This window comes from Clostridium paraputrificum (genome assembly GCF_900447045.1).
GTDB lineage: Bacteria > Bacillota > Clostridia > Clostridiales > Clostridiaceae > Clostridium > Clostridium paraputrificum.
This window is the reverse complement of sequence record NZ_UAWH01000005.1, coordinates 758705-776947: the sequence shown is the minus strand read 5'-3', so window position 1 is coordinate 776947 and position 18243 is coordinate 758705. Positions and strand designations below refer to the sequence as shown.

Sequence of the window (18243 nt, the reverse complement as noted above, 5' to 3'; positions counted from 1 at the left end):
AAGAGAAATTGCAAAGCAATTTCTCTTAAATAAATTCTATCTCCCAATTATATCTTCCAGTTTCTTCATTCTTAATATATTTAAAATAAGCTGAAAAAGTATTTCCCTTTTTACTCTTCAAGTTCCTAAATCCAACCTTACCATTTTGAAGAAGAAGCTTCACCATCTCTTTAGTAACTTGTTTTCCAAAAGAAGCAATATACTTATCATCTTTCCAGATAGTAAACTTACATCCATTTTTCCAATTAGTGCATCCAAATCCCTTTTCTCCTTCTATAACTGGATTTCCACAAGTCGGACATCTTCCTACAACTTCTTTTCCTTCTGGAGCTTCAACCTTAAACTTTGATAATGCTCCTGTATCATTCTTTATCTTATCAACAGCAGTTTCAGTAAAATTACAAATTAAATTCATAAAATCAGATTTTTCAAATCTTCCTTTTTCTATATCTGATAATGTCTTTTCAAGTCTTCCTGTATACTCAAGGTCAAGAAGCTCCTTAACAGGAAATATTTCAACCATTGTCCTTCCAAGTTCAGTGCAAGTAAGACTTTTTCCTTTAGTTTTTATATATCCTATATCCTTAAGCTTTTTAATAGTTTCTGCTCTAGTAGCTGGAGTACCTATACTAAAACCACTTAAGATAGAAGCCATCATTTCCTCCGAGTCCTCTTTGTCCTCTACACCTTTACCACAGGTTTCCATGACTCTTAACAGAGTTTTTTCTGTGTGATATTTAGGGGGCTTTTTAGTAACTTTCCCTATTTTGTTAGCTACAAACTGTACATTTTCATCCTTACTTACCATTGGAAGAATTGTATCCTTTGTATCTATCTTCTCTACCTTTCTCCACCCTTCTACCAATTGAACCTTACCCTTAGCTATAAATTCACCTTTAACTTCTGGATTTTCAGCCTTTAATGTAATCTTAGTTTCTTCAAATTCTGCTATTGGCATAAATTGCATTATAAATCTATTTTTAATTGCATTATATACAATTTCTTCATCCTTACTAAGTCCAGTAGGTTTTATATAAGTTGGCGTTATAGCACTATGACTTTCTACTTTAGAATTATCAAATACCCTTTTTGATTTTATAAACTTAATTTCGTTTTCATAAGGTAAACCTGTTTTTAATGTATTTAATACTTTTCTTGCTCTATCCTCTAAACTTTCTTCAAGAACAACTGATGCCGTTCTTGGATAAGTTGTAAACTTCTTTTCATAAAGACTTTGAGCCACCTTCAAAACCTTATCTGATGTCCATCCCTTATATTTACTTGTTATATACCCTTGAAGATTTGAAAGATTAAATAGATATGGAGGATACTCTCTCTTCTTATCTGTTTGTTTATCAATTACCTTAGCATCTATCCCATCTAATAATGATACAATATTATCTAGTGCCTTCTTATCTTCAAACTTTTCAGATTCCTTTTCATAATATAAAGCATCAAATTCTTCATTTCTTGAAGTTTTAAATGTTGAAGTTAATTTATAATAGCTTGTTGCCTTAAAGTTTTCTATTTCAAGATCCCTATCATAAATTATTTTTAATGTTGGAAGTAAAACTCTTCCTATATTTAAAGTTTTATTTTTCTCAAAATTGTATTTCAAAGTAGTTACTGAAGTAAGATTTATACCTATAATCCAGTCTGTCCATTGCCTACCTATACCTGCATCTTGAAGTGACTTCATCTCAACATTATCTTTAAGTGCAGCCATTCCCTTCTTGACTTCATCCGGAGTCCATTCGTTAAGTAATAATCTATAAATTGGTTTTTGAACACTTAAATATCCAAAAAGTTCATCTGCTATAACTTGACCTTCTCTATCGAAATCCGTTGCAGAAACCACACCATCAACATCACTTCTATTAATAAGGGAACTTATTATATTAATTTGTTTGGCAGCACCTTTATCTTCGGCGCTTCTATTTACATTGTCACACTTTACCTTATACTTAAACTCTTCAGGAATAAAAGGGAATTTCTCCATTCTCCACCCCTTCATATTCTCATCATAATCTTTCGCATCATAAAGTTGAAGCAAATGACCAAAAGCCCATGTTATATAAAATCCTTCACCCTCGAAATATCCATCTTTTCTCTTTTTTATATTAAGGGCATCTGCTATATTTTTAGCTACAGATGGTTTTTCTGCAATAATTACCTTACTCATATAACAATCCTTTCTAAATCAAAAAAATAGGCAACTTAACTTATGTAAGTTAATATGCCTACTCTTATTATACTATAATTTATATTAATCTGACAAACTCACTCTAAATCTCTCAATATGAAGAGCTAAATATGCAATTTCCTCTTCACTTACCTTTACAGCTAAATAGTCTTGAATTATAAGTGCAACTTCTTTTGCTACCTTATATGATTCTTTATATCTAATTTTTATAACATCTGATAAATCATTATGAATCTTTGCTTTATTCATAATTCTTTCTATTGCAAATCTAATATGAGTAATAAATCTTGTATAATCAAGAGATTTTCTATCTATAGTTAAATGTAACCTTTCCTCTATATGTTTTATAATATTTCCACTTAAATAACTATACTTTACAGTATTGGATAATTTCCCATTATTTAATGCAGAATGTACATGTAATGCAATAAATCCAACCTCTCCTTCTGGAATTGCTATATTCATTGCCTTCCCAACTCTATTGGCTACTATTTTAGCTAATTCATACTCCTTTGGATAAAAACTTTCTATCTCTGCTAAGAAAGGATTTACTATCTCTTCTTTATTTTTAAGTCTTTTCACTGCAAAATGAAGGTGATCTATTAGACTTACGTGAATCTTTTCATTCAATTCACCTTCCACCTTTTTTGAAATATCTACAATAGCCTCTTCACAAACTGCAAAAAACTCATTATCAACTTTCTCTACTATTCTTTTTAAATTTTTAGCATTACTTTCATCTTCAATAGAGAATATCTTTTCTACAAAAGTATCCTTACTTATAATTTCTCCAAATTTTTTACCAAAACCTATTCCCTTAGCAAAGATTATTTTCTCTTTGCCATCTACTTTTACTAAGGCAAGGTTATTATTAAAAGCTCTAGTTATGACTGCATCTTTATTTAATACCCTACTCATATTATCCTCTCTTTCTAAAAATCACTTTAATGAAAATACATTTTTAGACTTTATATCATCGTATATAATATCATTTTTACATTATCATGTAAACATTTGATACTTATATATTATAATACTAAATTTTTATCAAAACAAAAAAGCGCCAACTATCCTTAATCGATAGCTGATGCCTTTTGTAACACGCCATTATAAACTAACCATATTAAACTATATCTAATATTATCACATTCATACACCGAAATCAATAATCACCTATATATACATTTCGTTTTTCCACCAAACAAAGTAATTTAATACAGCTGCAAATATTAACCAAGCCATATAAGGTATAAATAAAAATCCTGCTATCTTATCTAGTTTGATAAATTTAATAAATGTAATCACCACAAATATGAACAGAACTATCAACTCTATAAAAGCCATTCCATATAATCTAAATGAAAAGAATATAACTGGCCACAAATAATTTAACAATAGCTGTATGATATAAAAGAACAAAGATGTTCCAATATCTTTACCACTATCTCTAATCATATATATCCTATATGACGCAAAACCCATAAGTAAATACAATATAGTCCACACAACTATAAAAACAAAACTAGGTGGTGAAAATATAGGTTTATCTAATTTTCCATATATATTTATAGAGTTTCTAATAAGATATCCTATCCCTACTCCACCTATCAGTGGTAATATTGTTAGTCCAATAAAAGGCAATATCTTAAACTTACCATTTACCTTAAATATTTTTCCCATCTAATACACCCCAAAACTCCTATATTCTATATATTATTATGTTTATATAGAAAAAATATGCTTAAAGGTATATATCTGAAAATTCCATATCTACTTTTTCTTTTATATCAACCATCTCATGCTTATACTCTGCATTCTCTTCTTCGTAGGATTTAGGTAACTTAATTATAAACTCACTACCTACCTTACTGTTAGATTTAAGTTCAATCACTCCACCTTGTAACTCTAAAAGGGCTTTTACCAAGAATAAACCTAAGCCACTTCCTTCTCTTTCTCTATTTAATGACTTGTTAATTTTAGTGAATTTATCATATATATAAGGTTGCATGTCTTTATCTATAACATATCCATTATTACTAACATGAATTAATACTATATCATCCTCTTCTTCAATATATATATATACTTCCCCCCCTCTTTTACCATACTTCACACTATTTGATAAAAGATTTAACATTATTCTTTCCATCATATCCTTATCACATTTAACACAGATTTCTTCTTCAATAGAATCAAAAGTAATAGTTCCATCTATTTTTTCAAAATAACTTGTACATTCCATAGAAATATTTTCTATAACAGATACTATGTTATAAACCTTCATATTAGGCTTTAAAAAGCCTTCAGATATCCTATTAGTATCAATAAAATTGTTAATTGTTCTTATAAGTCTTAAACAATTTTGCCTAATTATCTTATTTCTTGCCATTAGTGGTTCTATAGATTCTTCCTCTAAATTAATTTCATTTAATTGAAGTGCTGAATAAATGAGATTTATGGGAGTTCTTAATTCGTGAGATATATTAGAGTAGAATTCATTTTTTAGTGATTCTTCCTTTAAATACTCTTCATATTCTTTTCTAATTTTTCTATTCCTATTTATTTCAGTATTATCTTTTATATATAGTAATCTATTATACTTGTCCATTTTTAATAAATATATTTCATACTCTTTATCGTTTCTTATTATATTCTCTATTTTAATATAATTATCTAAAAGCACATTCCCATTATTATCAAAATGGAAGCTATTTTCTGGTATTAACTCTTTAAGTATATACTTTAGCATTCTTCCAGTAACATGTGCATTTTCATTATAATCTAATATTTCTAGAGCTCCCTTATTTATATAAGAAAGCCTATCAAAATAAAAAATTATTATTCCATCTTTTATTGTATCAATTAGTTTGCCATATTTCTTTTCACTTTTTTCTATTTGTGATTTACACTCAATAAGCAGTTTATTTCTTTCACTCAACCTTCTATTTAAATCTACTTGCATTTTTTGTGCTTTTTCTAAGTCCTTCCTTATATCATTGTAAGATTTATATAATACAAATTTAGATATAGCCGCAAACATTATACAATAAGATGAATACTTAAATATTCCAACCTCAAACCCTAAAGTAAATCCACGAAACTCATTAAAAATACTAATTACTTGGCTTAATATTAATAATGTTAAATAGACATAAAGATAATTCCTTTCATTAACATTCAATCTACCTTTATTTTTACTAATGAAAATAAAAGTTATAATTATTAATGTTATTAAAATTATTATCTTCTCAAATTCCATGTTACTTCCTAAGTAGGATTTTTTTGTAGTACAATACATATTTACTAATAATATTGATATACTTATTAATATATATTCCCTTATAGAATCTATTAGATTACTTCTCTTTTTATCCAACCAAAATGACAATATAATTAAAATATAAGATAAACAATATGATGAAAATACAAAAATATCATTTATACTTTCACTCACGTTGAGTACAGATGAATTCAATAGAACTGCATGTATAAATGAAAATATACTTAAAAAGAAGAATCCTATTCCAATATAAAAATAGTAATTAACTTTTTTATCCTTTCTTATAATACATACTAGAAATAAGGCAGCCCCCATAGATGAGCAGAATATTTCTATAAGAATAGGATATAAGTTATAATAACCATCGCCAAAATAATTTAGCAGTATTGAAATTAATATTGGAACAGTAACAAATAAAGATTTTTTATATTTGTTATCATTATTATCATCTTGATACTCTATAGATTTAATTCTATTAAACATATTTCTAACACCTTTCTAAAACTCTATTAAATACTAAATCAAATCTTGTTCCTTCTCCTACTTTACTACTCACAGATATATTTCCATTTTGTATTTCCATCAATCTTTTTACAACAAACATACCAATACCTGTTCCTTTATTGGATTTTGCTTCATTATTTTTTCCCATAGAATATCTGTTGAATATATCTTTTATAAACTCTTCTTCCATTCCTATTCCATTATCTTGTACGGAGACCTCTACTTTCTTATCAGAAGCATGTACATTTATTTTTATCATTCCATTATAATCACAAAACTTTATAGAGTTGGAAATTAAGTTCACAATTATTCTCTGCATAAAATCTTCGTCTAATTCTACATATACCTCTTCTTCATTAGTATCAAAAATCAAATTTACATTATTATTATGAGCATAGTCTACTAATGTTGCGATTATATTCTCTATTATATCTACAATATTTTTAACTTTAAGGTTAGCAGATATATAATCAGATTCTATCCTACTAGTATCTATAAGGTTATTAGCTAATCTTATCAATGAAATACAGTTTTGTTTAGAAATAGTATTATATTTTTTCAATCCACTAATATTACTATTTTTTATTAAACACTCTTCTAGCTGCGTTGCTGAGTATATCACATTAATAGGCGTTTTTAGATCATGGGATATATTTGATAGAAAATCTCTTTTCAAGTTTTCTTCTAACATTTTATTTTGAATAGCTTCTTTCATTGAATCAACTTTAACATTTGATGTAACATCATTTAGTATTACTATTATTTCATCACCACTTGTACTACTATCAATTAACTCTATATCAAAATATTTTAAATCTCCCTTATTAGATATAGACCCCCTAAGTATTATCTTTCCTTCACTATAATTAAATTTATTTAATTGGCCTTCATCTACACTTATTACGGATGTAATTTTCTTATTTATAATACTTTTTAAAGATTTATTTTCTACAATATTAACAAAACTAGAATTTGCAAAAGAAATCCTTTGAGTTCCTTTATTCAAAATTATTAATGGTATAGGAACATTCTGAAAAAAACTCTTAAAAGCCTTCTCCTTTTTCATAACAACATTTTGAGAAAACTCTAATTCTCTATTCTTTTCAATTATTTTTGTATTTAAATTCTTCATTTCTATCCCTTTTTCAAAAAGGTCTTTAAATAATACCTTATAAGGATTATTAACTATATTTTTCATAAGAACTACCGTATACAGAATCATAGTAATTAAAAAAGCCTCATAGACATATATATACGTAGATTTAAAGCTACTTATAGTTATTAAAAGAAATGATATATTTCCTAACTTTGCAATATTTAACTTTTTATCTTCAATGAACTTAAAGTCAGCTAAAGTAAAATAGGATATTACTAACAGTATTATTGAAAGAAGTTTTATAATTATAAAACTTCTTCCAGTAAATTGATTACATATAAATATGACTATTATGAAATAGGATATTATTTTTATTTTTTTATTTTCTCTTTTGCCCATATTGGTATAAACAAGTATCAATGCAGAGAAAAAACACATATACATAAAGCTCTCAAAACCGACTTGTCCAAAAGTAATTTCCTTAAGGTACATTCTATGTTTGGGTAATAACTCTAGTAAAGCGAAAATAACTATTACTATATATAATAAACTGCTCAATTTAACAATTCTCTCAGGTAACAACATTGTTGTATTTATAATTATAATTGCAGAAACTCCAATAATTATTAGAAGTATGCTATTAATCATATCCAATATATCCTTATAATCTATAAATACAATATAAACAAAACTATATATAAAAATCATTATTAGCAAATAAAGTACAACATTTTTTATTTGCCAATAAATAATGTCTTTCCAATTCTCATTATCTAACAAATCATCATCTCCCCACACTCTTATTTTACATTATTTTCTAAAATATGTGAAGTTATGAAGTTTTTTATTATATATAAATTCTTTTAATGTCTAAAATTAGATTTTTTTATTTTTATGAAGACAGTTTAGTAAAAAAGCGTATATATATTTTTTATTATATTTAACATAGCCATAAAAAAAGAGACTCTTAAATTCAGAATCTCTTCTTTAAAGTTTTATTTATTTAAACAATCTTCCTTGTCCACTTTAAAATATCATTTATTACATCATCTTTATTCCATTCATTTAACATTTCATGTCTTCCACCTTTATACAGTTTATACGAAACATCCTCTATTTGAATTTCTTTATATAAATTAAATAAACTTTCTATTCCTTTTCCTTCATATCCTACGGGATCTTTATCCCCTGCAAATATATATATTGGTAAATTTCTTGGTATCCTATTTAATGATTCTTTTTCATGTATCTTCCATAATCCATTAATTAAATCATAATAGAAGGATGAAGAACAAATAAAGCCACACTTTTCATCTGCAATATATTTATCAACTTCTTCATCAACTGAACATAACCAATCATATTGTGTCCTATTAGGTTTAAAATTGCTATTAAAATCGCCAAAAGAAAGCTTATCCATAACTTTACTTATATGTTTTCTTCCATATAGTTTTATTTCACAGCCAGCAATTAGCCTTCCTATTTTAGTTATCTTTTTAGGTATTCCATTTGTTCCTGAAAGTATTAGTCCATCAATTTTATCGCCATAAAGTTGTATATATCTTTGGCTTAAAAAAGATCCCATACTATGACCAAATAATATTAATGGTACATTAGGATATTGCATCTTTATTATATCTGTAAGCTCCTTCAAATCCTCTACCATCCAATGAAATCCATCTTCATCTGCAATATATCCTAATTCTTCTTTTGTGCATGCAGTATTTCCATGCCCTCTATGATCATTAGCATATACCACAAACCCCGCCTCATTTAACTTTTCTGCAAAATAGCTATATCTTAAAGCTGTTTCTGTCATACCATGAGCTATTTGAATAACTCCTTTTATATTTTTCTCTTTAGGTTCCCACTTATAAACATAAATATTTTTACCCTCTGAATCCATAAATCTAAACTTTTCCATAGTTATCTCTCCTAAATTGATTTATAAAAATTAAGATGAAGAAACTCTTCATCTTAATTGCTTAGTGACCTACAATTTCACTTTCTTCTAATTTTCGTGAAAACTTATCTAAAGCTTTATTTAAATATTTTTTCCCTAATACTCCAATTACTAAAAATACTAAGAAAAATCCAGCTAAAACTATTGTATCTCTAGATAATAATTCTGGTACAATTCCTCCTACAGCTTCCCTTAAACCACCAATAGCATACTTAAATGGAAGTAATGGATGTATACTTTGGAAAAATTCTGGCATAACTTCTATTGGATACGTTCCACCAGAAGCAGCTATCTGTAATACAAGTAAAATTACAGCTAAAGCTTTGCCTACATTTCTAAACAGAGAAACTAAAGTATAAACTATTGTAACAAATACAATGCTTATAAAAGCTCCATATACAACAAATAGAATTGGATGTACAACATATGCTTTTAATATAAAGATATCTCCTAATGTTATAACAACAGATTGAAGTACTCCCATGGTTAAGAAGAATAAATATTTGCCTAAGTATTCTTCATAAGGTTTTAATTGTGTACCATCCTCAAAATCTTTAGCATGTGTAGTAAACAATGACAATAATAGCACTGCTCCTATCCACATAGAAAGAGCTGAGAAAAATGGGGACATTCCTGATCCATAGTTTGGAATTGGGAATACCTTAGTTTCATTTACTTGTATAGGACTTGATAAGAACTTACTTTGAGCATTTGCGTCTCCTGTAATTAAGTCTAATATCTTATCTATTTTCTCTTCATCATCAAGGTCTTTTATCTTTTCTACATATCCATGAAGCTTTTCTTTATAGGTAGGCATCTTTTCTTTTAAAACTCCTAGCTTCTCATTACCAAGTTTAGAGCCTTCTCCTATTAATGCTAGTATATCCTTTAAATCAGGTATACTTTTTTCTGCTTCATTCATTAGCATTGAAGTATTATCTGCTATTTTAGTTAACTGAGCTATACCAGTATTTAATGCTGGTACTATTTTACCATCATAATTATCCAATATGCTTGTTAATATTGAATCTATTCTTTCTACTCTTTCTTGAAGGTCCTTAAATTTATCTTTAAAAGCTTCATTATTACCGCTCTCAATTCCTGTATTTATTAAATCTAATACCTTATCTACTTCATCCTTTATTTTAGTTAAATTTCCTATAGCATTATCTAAATCTTTATTATGAATTAAATTATTTATAGACTTTAATAGCTTAATTAATGACTCTACAGAATTGTTTAACCCCTCAACCTTACCTTTTATTGCTGTAAGAACTTCCTTTACTTTTTCAGGTGATGTATTTTCATCAATAGATTGTAATAAGCTATTTATTCCTCCTACTACATTTTCACCAACTATTAAATCTTGTTTAATAACTGGTGATAACTGTGTCAATGATGCTTTTGCCTTATCTAAATACTCCTTGCTTGTTCCTAATACATCTTGACTTGTATTTATAGTATCTTCAATTGTTGGCATTAATCCATTTATCTTATTTACCATTTCATCTACGGTTATAGTTCCATCATATGCCTTATTAATTAATTCTTCAATTTGTGGCATTTCCTCATCTAATTTGTAAATTACATCAATTAATTTTCTTATTTCCGGCTTTGAGTTTGTTACTTCAACACCAATTTTGTTTAATACACTAAAAATAATTCCATCAACTGTCTCCACAACCTGCTCACTTACTTGATCCTTAACAGTACCTACACCTTTATCTGTTATCTTAGGTGCTACAGAATTACTCTTTTCATTAACTGTGTATTCTAATGTTGGCTCTATTATTCTATTTTCTGTTATAGATAAAAGTTTGTTTGAAAAATCCTCTGGCACTATCATACTAGCATAGTATTTTCCTGTCCTAACACCTTCTTGAGCATCTTCTCTATCTACGAACTGCCAACCTATATTTTCATTTTCTTCAAGTTTCTTAACAATCTCTTCTCCTACATTAATTTCTTTACCATCTAATGATGCACCTATATCCTCATTAACTACAGCAATTTTTATCCCTCTTGTATTTCCATAGGGATCCCACATAGCCTTTACATTAAACCAGGCATATAGCGCTGGTAATATTATTAGTGCAATAACTACTACAAGTGCAACCCAATTTGTTAATACCTTCTTTAGATCACGTTTAAAAATCCTTAATGCATTTTTCATATTATTACCTCATCCTTTAGTTAAATTGATGAAATTATTATAACACACTTTTATGACTGTTGGTCATTAATTTTAAAATGTTACAATTTCCTAACAATTTTATTCTTCTCAAATCCATAACAAAAATTCATATTCATACTTAACTTTTGGACAAAAAAGAGAAATTGCTTTGCAATTCCTCTTAATATAATATTTAATTAATAGTTCTTCTCATAGCTATTAATGCATTCAAATTATCAAATGAATATACCTGTAAAGTATTTTCATCCCCAAAAGATCCATAAATATCACTTCTAGGATTTATTACTTGAAATTCCTGAAGTCTTGATAAACAACTATTATAAAGTTCTTTATCTCCAACTTCAGCTGCTATTTGAATTACATTAGAATATATAGATGTAGATTCTATATTACTTAACGCTCTTCCATTACTTACACTATAGGTAGAATATAGCTTTTTATCATTAAGCATTCTCTCTTTTATCCAAGATACACTCTTAGATACATCTTCACCAGCATCAAGTTTATTTAATATTACTATTGTAGATAAAAGCATATCTATATCACCTTCATCATAACTACAATCTTCCCAATTATACTCTTTTTTATATAAAGGTACACTATCACTAATATATCCACCCTCAAGTATATCTAATGATTTTTTATATACATCTTTATAATCACTATCTAGATTAGATAAAAGCTTTATAGTCTGAAGATCTAAATAACACAAAGTCGTTTTTTTACTTTTGTTATATCCATCATTAAAGTCTGATAGCAAGTCATTTTCTAATAGATCTTTTTTTATTCCCTGGGAAATATTTAAAGCCATTCTTCTATAGCTCTGATCCTTCCACTTTTCTGTAGCTAATAATAAAGCTTTAATTATTCTTAGGTCATCAATAGTAGCTGATGTCAACGAAGGCTTATTCCCTTCAACTCTCCAGCTTATAACTCCACTTTCAAGAATCATGTTTTCTTTTATATATTGAAGAGTTCTATTAAAATCTTCTTTACTTCCTCTATGTAAATAGTATATAAGCATTAGCCCCTCTGATTCTGATAAGACAGAGCTTCCTTTTGTAATATCTCCATCTGAATTCTCTTCTGTATAGTTTGTTTTTATTCCACCTTTTTCATCAGTTAATTTATCATTAACAAAATCTAATAATATTTGCTCTCGCTCAGACACCACATTTTCTGACCATACAACCCCACTATTTATTGGTAATAAATACGGCTTAAAATAATACATTCCAAATCCAACTAAAACAACCAATGCTATTAAAACTACTACTGTATTCTTTTTCCTCATATTGCCCCCTATATAATCTATTCATATATTGCCTTATATATTTTGTAATATGAATTTACCCTATCCACATACTTTTTTGTTTCTTTAAACGGTATATAATCTAAGATCTTACCATCTTTTGAATACTCCTCGTTATTTAACCACTTGTTTACATTTCCTCTCCCTGCATTATAAGCTGCAATATAATTATCTAGTACTCCAAACTCAGTTCTTAAGTTATCTAAGTACCAACATCCCATCATTATACTATAATCTTCATCATACAACTTACTTCTATCATAATCCTCAAGTCCCATTTGTATTGCTATCCAATCTGCTGTATCTCCTGTAATTTGCATTAACCCAATAGCACCTTTATGTGATTCAGCATCAGCTTTAAATTTACTCTCTGCCTTAATTACTGCTAATACTAGATATGGATCCAAATTATATTCTTCTGAGTACTTAACAATTGCTTCTTTATGCTTAAAAGGAAATAAATATGTCTTCAATACGAATTCTCCACTAAAATAAACTGCTACTATTACCACTAATATTATAATTAATCTTTTAAGCTTCATTCTTACTCCCTCGATATTATATTATTTTTAAGAATTTAACCAGCTCATCTACCTGATTCTTAGTTTTTACTAACTCTCCATTATTATCAATAAGTATATTGGCATACTTTTTCTTTTCTTCTATTGGCATTTGAGCATTAATTCTACTTATGGCATCATTATTCGAAAGCTTATCTCTTGTTTTTACTCTTTGAACCTGAGTTGTATTATCTGCCCAAACTAAAATTACATAATCCATATCTTCATGAAGATTATTTTCAATTAAAGTTGGTGCATCCAGTATTACTAAACTAACACCATTTTGCTCGTATCTTTCAAAGGCCAAGTTAATTTCTTTCTTTATATATGGAATTATTATATTTTCATATTTAACTCTTAATTTAGGAAATCTAAAAATGTGGTTTCCAAACTCTTTTCTTCTAAATTCCCCTCTCCAATCGAAAAAACCTTCACCAAATTCTATTCTTACCTTATCTAATATTTCGGGATATTGTATTAGTACTTGCCTTGCTACTAAATCTGCATCTAGCACTTTAAAACCTGATGCTATAAGCATTCTAGACACAGTACTTTTTCCTGTACCTATCCCACCAGTAAGCCCTATCTTCAACATTTTCTATGCCCCCTTACTTAGCTTCATACCAAGTGTGACCTTCATTTACATCTACCTCCATAGGTACATGTAACTTAACTGCGTTCTCCATCTCATCTTTAACTAGTTTTCTTACTATTTCTTCTTCTTCTGGCTTTACATTAAGAATAAGTTCATCGTGAACCTGTAAAATCAGTTTACTCTTTAGTTTTTCCTCTCTTAGCCTATTATATACGTTAACCATAGCTATCTTTATAATATCTGCTGCACTTCCTTGAATTGGAGCATTCATAGCTAATCTTTCTCCAAGAGCTTTTACGATTTTATTAGAAGACTTTATTTCTGGTATGAATCTTCTTCTATTTAATATTGTTAAAACAAATCCCTCTTCTTTAGCTTTACTAACAATCTCTTCTAAATATGACTTAATCTTAGGATATCTTTCAAAATAAATATCCATATACTCTCCTGCCTCTTTCTTAGTTATCTTTAAATCTTGTGCAAGAGAAAAATCACTAATTCCATAAACAATACCAAAGTTAACTGCTTTTGCTCTACTTCTCATAAGTGATGTAACTTCTTCAACTGGTACATTAAATACCTCAGAAGCAGTCTTTCTATGAATATCACTATGATGCTTAAATGCATCAATCATATTCTCATCATTAGACATATGAGCTAAAACTCTTAATTCAATTTGAGAATAATCGCATGAAAGTAGGGTATCATTACTTCCTTCTGGAATAAAGACTTTTCTTATCTCTCTTCCCATTTCATATTTAATAGGAATATTTTGAAGATTAGGTTCTGTACTTGATAATCTTCCTGTTGTCGTTACTAATTGATTAAAACTTGAATGTATTTTACCATCTTCATCTATTACATTTTGAAGCCCTTCTACATAGGTAGAATTCAACTTTGTTATTTGTCTGTAATAAATAATTTTTGGTATTATTTCATGTTTATCTGATAATTTTTCTAATACCTCTGCATTAGTTGAATATCCTGTCTTAGTTTTCTTAATAACAGGTAAATCCATCTTTTCAAATAGTATTTTTCCTAATTGCTTAGGAGAATTTATATTAAATTCCTCTTCTGCAAGTTCATAAATTTCTTTTTGAGTTCTATCTATTTCTTCTCTAAACTTTATTTGAAGATCCTTAAGCATATTATGGTCTATATTAAAGCCTTCCTTTTCCATAGCTGACAAAACATATACAAGTGGAAGTTCCACTTTATAATAAAGCTCTTCCATCTTATCATCTTCTATCCTACCCTTAAGTTCAGTATATAACTCATCTAGATATGACGCCAATTTTGCTTCAATCTCTTCAGCTGTTCCCTTTGGATCTTCTCCTAAATACTCATTAACTAATGTATTTAAATTATATTCACCTTTAGATGAATCTATTATATAAGCAGCTATAGCAGTGTCGAACTCTAATCCCTTAAGCTCTATATTGTGCTTGCTTAAAATTGTAATTAAGTTCTTACAGTTATGGATAACCTTCTTTACCTTATCATTTTCCATAAAAGCCTTAATTATATTTAATGCCTCTTCTTTATTCTCTAAATAAATATCATTAAGTAAAATTTCACTTACACTACCTTTAACACCAATAAACATCTTATTTACTTCTATCTTTGAGTATAAAGATGAATCAAATGTATTATAAGATATATATACCTTCTCATTGCATGAAGCTAATAATTTCTTTAATTCTTCTATAGTAGCTACTTTGCTTATTAGTGTACTATCTTCCTTTTCTTCATCAGAATCTATTCCAAGTTTTGAAACTAATGATTTCATCTGTAACTTAAATAGATACTTCTTAAGCTTCTCCCTATCATAACCATCTTTGTTTTTTATATCTTTAAGACTTATATCTATAGGAACCTCTGTCATTATAGTAGCTAGCTTTTTTGAAAATATTGCTTGCTCACTATATGTAGTTAAGTTTTCCTTTAATTTTTTACCACTAATTTCATCAATATTACTTAATACACCTTCAACTGATCCATATGTCTGAATAAGTTTAAATGCAGTTTTCTCTCCAATACCTGGAACTCCTGGTATATTATCAGACTTATCTCCCATAAGCCCTTTTACATCTATAAATTGAGTTGGAGTCACTCCAAATTCATCTATAAATGCCTTTTCATTATATACAGCAGTTTCACTAACACCCTTTTTAGTTATTACTACATTTGTGTGTTCTGATGCTAATTGAAGAGCATCCTTATCTCCAGTAACTATAAAGCTTTCAATATTATTTTTCTCTGATAGTCTTGAAACTGTACCTATAATATCATCTGCTTCAAACCCATCAATCTCATATATATTAATTCCCATAAGAGTTAATAACTCTTTTATTATAGGAAACTGCTCTGCAAGTTCAGGCGGCATTTTTTTTCTACCAGATTTATAATCTTCATACTCTTTATGTCTAAATGTAGGTGCTTTCTTATCAAAAGCAGCAACTATATAGTCTGGTTTAATCTCCTCTTGCATCTTAAATAACATATTTGTAAACCCATATATTGCATTTGTATGAACACCCTCACTATTCGTTAAAGGAGGTAGTGCATAAAAGGCCCTATTCATAAGGGAGTTAGAATCTAAAATTAATATCTTTTCCATATTTTCCTCCAATTCAATAATAGCCTGCTATCTATAGCAGGCTACTATATTTATCCATAGAATAATTATACTATTATTCTAATTTAAAATCATTATACATTTATAAAACTCCCCAAAAAACTCTAGATTAATTCAATACAACTAAAAGATACTTAAATCTAGTTCTTCCGACAAATCTTTTAATACATGTATACCAGCTAAACTATTCCCTTTCTTATCTAAAGCAGGACCGTACACTCCAATACCCATTCTTCTAGGAACAGTAGCTAATATACCTCCCCCTACTCCACTTTTTGCAGGTATACCAATATGAACTGCAAATTCTCCTGATGCATCATACATTCCACAAGTAACCATTATAGTCTTAACTATTCTACAAGTTTCTCTAGACATCAATCTTTCACCATTCCATGGTGTTACACCATCATTTGCTAGAACTGATCCAAACATAGCTAAATCAATTGCATTTGCTTCTATTGAACATTGTCTAAAATATAATTCTAAAATTTCTTCTACATCACCTTGAAGCATTCCATTGCTTTTCATAAAATATGCTAAAGCCCTATTTCTATCACCAGTTCTTCTTTCAGAAACATAAACTTCTTCATTAATTGAAATATTCGGATTATTTGTTGCTTTTCTCATAAACTTAATTATTCTTTCAAGCTTATCCTCCCCATCTTCTCCATAAATTAATGAGGTTGTAGCTATAGCACCTGCATTAATCATGGGATTGTATGGTCTTTTTTTATCCTTTGTTTCTAAATTCACTATACTATTAAAACCATCGCCAGTAGGCTCCACATCTACTCTCTTAAATACATTTGTTCTTCCATTATCTCCAAGGGCTAAAATCAAACTTACCACTTTAGAAATACTCTGTATTGTAAAGTTCTTTTCACACTGTCCTGCATAATACTTTCTTCCTTCTACATCTACTATAGCAACCCCTAAATCATTAGGATTAGCTTCAAGCAATGCTGGTATATAAGACGCTAACTGTCCATCATTTCCATATTTTTTGTTTTTTTCTACTAGTGTTTCAAGTAACTTAAACACATAAACACCCCATTTTCTTTTGTTCTATGATTTTTAATTATATTACTTTACTTTTCTTCATACAAGAAAAAAACTCGCAAAAGCGAGTTTTTTTATAAATCATCATTATATTTAAATTTAATTATTTTCACCTTCATTTGTAGCTGTTTCATCAACTACAACTTCTTCATTTACATACTCTATATTTTGAGATTTTGCTTCTGCTTCCTTAGCAGCTTTCTCTGCTTGTTCTGCTGCTACTTTAGCTTCAGCAATTGCCTTTGCAGCTGCCATCTTAGCTGCTTGTGCTTCTTCCTTAGCTTTTTTAGCCGCTTCTTTAGCTTTCTTAGCTTCAGCTTTTGCCTTTATTTTTGCTTCTTCATCTGCTCTAGATTTAGAGTTCTTCTCAATATTGCTTCTATATCTTTCCAACTCCTCTTCTAATCTTTCTACAAAATATATAAATCTTTTTCTTACTCTTCCTTTAAATAAAACTGATTGAACTAATGTATTAAACCAAGGAAAAATACCTGGTTTCTCATCCTCTTCTATTAGTGTAAGTCGTGTAGTATTTTCATCTATCACTTCAAACTCATATGTAGATGTATATTTAACACTTCCATTAGTGCTTACAATTTGATATAACTCATTTTTTACAAATCCAGTTATCTCAACTTCCATAGTTGTAGCCCCTGCAGAGTATGCCCCTACCTTTTTATTTACCTTACATCCAACTGGATTCTCTTCATTAAATCTTGGGAAGTCTCTTTTTGCTGTTCTTATAAATAACTTGAATACTTCTTCTACTGGATAACTTAATTCCACTGAATTTGAAAAGGCCATATAATTCCCATCCTTTCATAAATACAATATGCATT

General features: G+C 28.5%; 13 protein-coding genes. All 13 read right to left on the bottom strand.

The window, feature by feature from the left end; genetic code table 11:
- Window positions 1-25: 25 nt before the first annotated feature.
- Window positions 26-2182 (bottom strand): type IA DNA topoisomerase, encoded by a 2157-nt coding sequence (locus DR024_RS03660; protein ID WP_027098238.1) that lies wholly within the window; start codon window positions 2180-2182, stop codon window positions 26-28.
- A gap of 84 nt (window positions 2183-2266) precedes the next feature.
- Entirely contained in the window at window positions 2267-3121 is an 855-nt protein-coding gene (locus tag DR024_RS03655; RefSeq protein ID WP_027098239.1) for a PRD domain-containing protein, read from the bottom strand.
- A 255-nt stretch (window positions 3122-3376) separates the two neighbouring features.
- Window positions 3377-3883, bottom strand: a complete 507-nt coding sequence (locus DR024_RS03650; protein WP_055185254.1) for a TspO/MBR family protein — start codon at window positions 3881-3883, stop codon at window positions 3377-3379.
- Window positions 3884-3944: 61 nt separating this feature from the next.
- The gene (locus tag DR024_RS03645; RefSeq protein WP_027098241.1) at window positions 3945-5966 is read right to left on the bottom strand and encodes a sensor histidine kinase; all 2022 of its coding nucleotides are present in this window, start codon (window positions 5964-5966) and stop codon (window positions 3945-3947) included.
- Window positions 5967-5970: 4 nt separating this feature from the next.
- Window positions 5971-7863: a sensor histidine kinase gene (locus DR024_RS03640; protein ID WP_051195950.1), complete on the bottom strand. Its 1893-nt coding sequence runs from the start codon at window positions 7861-7863 to the stop codon at window positions 5971-5973.
- A gap of 223 nt (window positions 7864-8086) precedes the next feature.
- Window positions 8087-9007, bottom strand: coding sequence for an alpha/beta hydrolase (locus tag DR024_RS03635; RefSeq protein ID WP_034866254.1), 921 nt, complete (start codon window positions 9005-9007; stop codon window positions 8087-8089).
- Between the two features lie 61 nt (window positions 9008-9068).
- Window positions 9069-11219, bottom strand: coding sequence for a YhgE/Pip domain-containing protein (locus DR024_RS03630; protein ID WP_027098244.1), 2151 nt, complete (start codon window positions 11217-11219; stop codon window positions 9069-9071).
- A 193-nt stretch (window positions 11220-11412) separates the two neighbouring features.
- Window positions 11413-12534, bottom strand: a complete 1122-nt coding sequence (locus DR024_RS03625) for a glycosyl hydrolase family 8 (protein ID WP_027098245.1) — start codon at window positions 12532-12534, stop codon at window positions 11413-11415.
- A gap of 17 nt (window positions 12535-12551) precedes the next feature.
- Window positions 12552-13094: a lytic transglycosylase domain-containing protein gene (locus tag DR024_RS03620; RefSeq protein ID WP_027098246.1), complete on the bottom strand. Its 543-nt coding sequence runs from the start codon at window positions 13092-13094 to the stop codon at window positions 12552-12554.
- Between the two features lie 16 nt (window positions 13095-13110).
- Window positions 13111-13707: a dephospho-CoA kinase gene (gene coaE / locus DR024_RS03615; protein ID WP_027098247.1), complete on the bottom strand. Its 597-nt coding sequence runs from the start codon at window positions 13705-13707 to the stop codon at window positions 13111-13113.
- 13 nt (window positions 13708-13720) lie between these two features.
- Window positions 13721-16327 carry a DNA polymerase I gene (gene polA / locus DR024_RS03610; RefSeq protein WP_027098248.1) on the bottom strand — a complete coding sequence of 869 codons (2607 nt, stop codon included), beginning with the start codon at window positions 16325-16327 and terminating at the stop codon, window positions 13721-13723.
- Window positions 16328-16468: 141 nt separating this feature from the next.
- Complete coding sequence (gene glsA / locus DR024_RS03605; protein WP_027098249.1) at window positions 16469-17386, bottom strand: glutaminase A; 918 nt, start codon at window positions 17384-17386, stop codon at window positions 16469-16471.
- 117 nt (window positions 17387-17503) lie between these two features.
- A complete protein-coding gene (locus DR024_RS03600; RefSeq protein WP_027098250.1) occupies window positions 17504-18208 on the bottom strand; it encodes a DUF3284 domain-containing protein in 705 nt (234 codons plus the stop codon).
- Between the last annotated feature and the right edge of the window lie 35 nt (window positions 18209-18243).

What these genes read in the sequence shown, in the direction of transcription:
- DR024_RS03660 (WP_027098238.1), bottom strand. Translation starts at nt 2,182, where the DNA reads ATGAGTAAGGTAATTATTGCAGAAAAACCATCTGTAGCTAAAAATATA.
- DR024_RS03655 (WP_027098239.1), bottom strand. Translation starts at nt 3,121, where the DNA reads ATGAGTAGGGTATTAAATAAAGATGCAGTCATAACTAGAGCTTTTAAT.
- DR024_RS03650 (WP_055185254.1), bottom strand. Translation starts at nt 3,883, where the DNA reads ATGGGAAAAATATTTAAGGTAAATGGTAAGTTTAAGATATTGCCTTTT.
- DR024_RS03645 (WP_027098241.1), bottom strand. Translation starts at nt 5,966, where the DNA reads ATGTTTAATAGAATTAAATCTATAGAGTATCAAGATGATAATAATGAT.
- DR024_RS03635 (WP_034866254.1), bottom strand. Translation starts at nt 9,007, where the DNA reads ATGGAAAAGTTTAGATTTATGGATTCAGAGGGTAAAAATATTTATGTT.
- DR024_RS03630 (WP_027098244.1), bottom strand. Translation starts at nt 11,219, where the DNA reads ATGAAAAATGCATTAAGGATTTTTAAACGTGATCTAAAGAAGGTATTA.
- DR024_RS03625 (WP_027098245.1), bottom strand. Translation starts at nt 12,534, where the DNA reads ATGAGGAAAAAGAATACAGTAGTAGTTTTAATAGCATTGGTTGTTTTA.
- DR024_RS03620 (WP_027098246.1), bottom strand. Translation starts at nt 13,094, where the DNA reads ATGAAGCTTAAAAGATTAATTATAATATTAGTGGTAATAGTAGCAGTT.
- coaE (WP_027098247.1), bottom strand. Translation starts at nt 13,707, where the DNA reads ATGTTGAAGATAGGGCTTACTGGTGGGATAGGTACAGGAAAAAGTACT.
- polA (WP_027098248.1), bottom strand. Translation starts at nt 16,327, where the DNA reads ATGGAAAAGATATTAATTTTAGATTCTAACTCCCTTATGAATAGGGCC.
- DR024_RS03600 (WP_027098250.1), bottom strand. Translation starts at nt 18,208, where the DNA reads ATGGCCTTTTCAAATTCAGTGGAATTAAGTTATCCAGTAGAAGAAGTA.